General features: G+C 67.6%; 4 protein-coding genes. 1 reads left to right on the plus strand and 3 read right to left on the minus strand.

Annotation, left to right across the window (positions count from 1 at the left end; translation table 11 throughout):
- Positions 1 to 108 precede the first annotated feature (108 nt).
- The 3 genes from bcp to mazG all read right to left on the minus strand — a co-directional run bounded on the left by bcp (position 109) and on the right by mazG (position 2,405).
- Positions 109 to 588, minus strand: a complete 480-nt coding sequence (gene bcp / locus WBA11_RS01435) for a thioredoxin-dependent thiol peroxidase (protein WP_424518952.1) — start codon at positions 586 to 588, stop codon at positions 109 to 111.
- On the minus strand, positions 581 to 1,411 hold the full coding sequence (gene surE / locus WBA11_RS01440; RefSeq protein WP_424518953.1) for a 5'/3'-nucleotidase SurE: 831 nt from the start codon (positions 1,409 to 1,411) through the stop codon (positions 581 to 583). The genes bcp and surE overlap by 8 nt, the downstream gene beginning before the upstream one ends.
- A gap of 157 nt (positions 1,412 to 1,568) precedes the next feature.
- A complete protein-coding gene (mazG, locus tag WBA11_RS01445) occupies positions 1,569 to 2,405 on the minus strand; it encodes a nucleoside triphosphate pyrophosphohydrolase (protein ID WP_424518954.1) in 837 nt (278 codons plus the stop codon).
- A gap of 133 nt (positions 2,406 to 2,538) precedes the next feature.
- Here mazG and WBA11_RS01450 point away from each other — a divergent pair, with 133 nt between their 5' ends.
- A complete protein-coding gene (locus WBA11_RS01450; RefSeq protein ID WP_424518955.1) occupies positions 2,539 to 3,051 on the plus strand; it encodes a single-stranded DNA-binding protein in 513 nt (170 codons plus the stop codon).
- Positions 3,052 to 3,076 lie beyond the last annotated feature (25 nt).

The raw sequence follows: 3,076 nt of genomic DNA on the forward strand, positions 1-3,076 counted from the left end.
CCACGACGTCGACCGACCCCGCGTCGTCGGCGGTGGCCTGGACCACGTCGGCGGCGAGCGCGACGGCGTCCTCCAAGCCGGTGTTCATCTTCCAGTTTCCAGCGACGATCATTTGTTTAGGGCGAGGGTGAGCTTGGCCAAGATCTCCTGGGCGTGGTTCGTGGTCTTGGGACGCTTGAACACGTGCAGAACCTGGCCGTCCGGGCCGATCAAGAACGTCGTCCGCTTGACGCCGATGCTTGTGCGCCCGTAGAGCGACTTTTCACCCCAGGCACCATAGGTCTGGAGGATGGTCTTGTCGGGATCGGCCAGGAGCGGAAACGGCAGACTGTATTTTTCCGCAAACCGTTCGTGGCTCGCGGCGTCGTCCGGGGAGACACCTACGACGGCGATACCCGCGGCCTCGAGGTCGGACGTGTTGTCGCGAAGGTTGCAGGCCTGTTTGGTGCAGCCAGGCGTGTCGTCCTTCGGGTAGAAGTACAACGCGATAGGCCGACCCTCAAAGTCCTGCAGGCGAACGGTGTTGCCGTCTTGGTCTACGCCCTCGAAGGACGGAGCGGGATCGCCGACGGAGGGCATCTCAGACATGAGCGGAAGCGGAAAGGTCGACGGCGTCGGCGATCGTGGCGACGCGAGCCATGTGGTCGTGAGCGGTCAGGTCGAGGTGGAGCGGCGTGACGGACACGTAGCCGTCCCGCAGCGCCGCCAGGTCGGTGTCGGGCCGGTCGTCGAGGTCGACGAAGCGACCTCCGAGCCAGTAGTAGGGCCGGCCCACGGGATCGTGACGTTCTTCGAACTGCTCTTCCCAGCGGGCGCTCGCCTGGCGCGTGGCGCGCAGCCCATGGACCTCGTCGTGTCCGCCCTCCGGGACGTTGACGTTGAGCAGCACGTTGTCCGGCAATCCGTCCTCGAGGACGCGTGTCGCGAGACGACGGGCGACGATGCCGGCGACCTCGAAGTCGGGCGGGACCCAGGCGGCGTGGGACATCGCGATCGAGGGTAGGCCCAGAATCGTGCCCTCCGTCGCCGCGCTGACCGTCCCGGAGTACATCACGTTGACGGCCGTGTTCGGCCCGTGGTTGATCCCGGAGACGACCAGGTCGGGGGCGCGCGGGAGCAGCTTTTGGACCGCGATCTTGACGCAGTCGGCCGGCGTGCCCGTCACGGCTCGAGCCCACACGGGACCGGACGCGCCCTCGAAGGGCATGGCGTGGACGCGGATCGGGTCGCGGATCGTGATCCCGTGGCCGACGGCGCTCTGCTCCTCGAACGGCGCCACGACCGCGATCGTCCCCAGCCCATCGAGGGCGGCGACGAGCGCTGCGATCCCGGCGGCGTCGATCCCGTCGTCGTTGGAGACGAGCACCAATGGACGGTTGGTCGGCGCGTCGAGAGGATCGGGTCGGGTCACGTTGCCTGGGGTAGTGGGTGCCAAGATCGCACGTCCTCGAGGGCGTCCGGTTGCCTGATTGAGAAGAGGCGGGCATTCGCCCTCGAGGTCGCCGCCGAGAGCGCGGCGGGTCGCGTCCTCGATGCAACCCGACCTCGAGGGCGACGTCGATAGGACTCTACTCCCGGGCCTTCGCGACGTGCCACGCCGCGTCCATCTCCTCGAGGGTTGCGACCCCAAGATCGACGGTTGCCTCGACGGATCGGAACCGGTCCGAGAACTTGCCGACGGTCCGCCGCAGCGCGTTCTCCGGCACGACGCCCCGCAGCCGCGCGTAGTTGACAACCGCGAACAGAAGGTCGCCGATCTCGTCCTCGAGGGCGTCCGGCGTCTCGGCCTCCAAGACCTCGTCCGATTCCTCTCGGACCTTCTCCCACGCCTGCTCGGCCGTCGGAAAGTCGAACCCGACCGCGGCGGCTTTCTCTTGAACCCGCTCGGCGCGGAGCAGGGCCGGGAGCGCGTCGGGGACGCCATCGAGGGCGGACGGCGGCGTTTCGGTTTTGCCAGCCTCACGCCTCTCGGCCTGCTTGATCGCCTCCCAGTTCCGCAGCACGTCGCCGGTCCCGCCCACGACCTCGTCCCCGAACACGTGCGGATGCCGACGCACCAGCTTGGTCATCTCGGCCCGCATCACGTCGCCGATGTCGAACGTCCCCTCCGTCTCGGCGATGTGAGCGTGGAAGAGGACGTGGAGAAACAGGTCGCCCAGCTCCTTCTGCATCTCGAGCGAGTCGCCGCTGTCGATGGCCTCGACCAACTCGAACGCCTCCTCGATGGTCAGGTGCTTGACGCTGTCGTGCGTCTGCTCGCGGTCCCAGGGGCACTCCCGGCGCAATCGGCGCACGATGGCGACGAAGTCTCGGTAGACCTCGGCGTGCCCCGCATCCCGGTCGGCGTCCTCGAGGCCGAGGTCTTCGATGGCATAGGGAAACTCGGTATGACGCTCGGCTGACACTGCGCTCGGGTATCTTGGTCCTCGCAGGTTACGCCGACGCCTCTGTCGGGGTCTAATCTGCTCGAACGGCCGGACCCTGCGTCCGGCGGATACTTGTACCCGGGAGCACGCCTCCCTCTTTCCCCACGCCCCCATGGCACGCGGAGTCAACAAAGTCATTCTCGTCGGCAACCTCGGATCCGATCCCGAGCTCCGATACACCGGCAGCGGCACGGCCGTCTGCAACTTCTCCCTCGCGACGACGGAGTCCTACAAGGACCGCGACGGCAACCAGGTCGAAAACACCGAGTGGCACCGGGTCGTGGCCTGGGCCAGGCTCGCGGAGATCTGCGGCGAGTACCTCTCGAAAGGCCGCCAGGTCTACATCGAGGGCCAGCTCCAGACCCGCCAGTGGGAGGACAAAGACGGCAACACCAAGTACACCACCGAGATCAAGGCCCGCGAGATGCAGATGCTCGGCGGCCGTGACGGCGGTGGTGGTGGCGGCGACAACAGCGGCGGCGGCAACTACGACCAGTCGCCTCGTCCCCAGCGCCAGGCCTCAAACAACGGCGGCGGCCAGCAGCGCCAGCAGGCCCCGGCCTCGAGCGACGGCGGCAACGACGGCGGCTACTCCTTCGAGCCCGACGACGACCTCCCGTTCTAGCGGGACCCACGTCCTCGACGTAGCG

It is taken from the genome of Rubrivirga sp., from assembly GCF_049648075.1.
In the GTDB taxonomy this organism is placed as follows: Bacteria; Bacteroidota; Rhodothermia; order Rhodothermales; family Rubricoccaceae; genus Rubrivirga.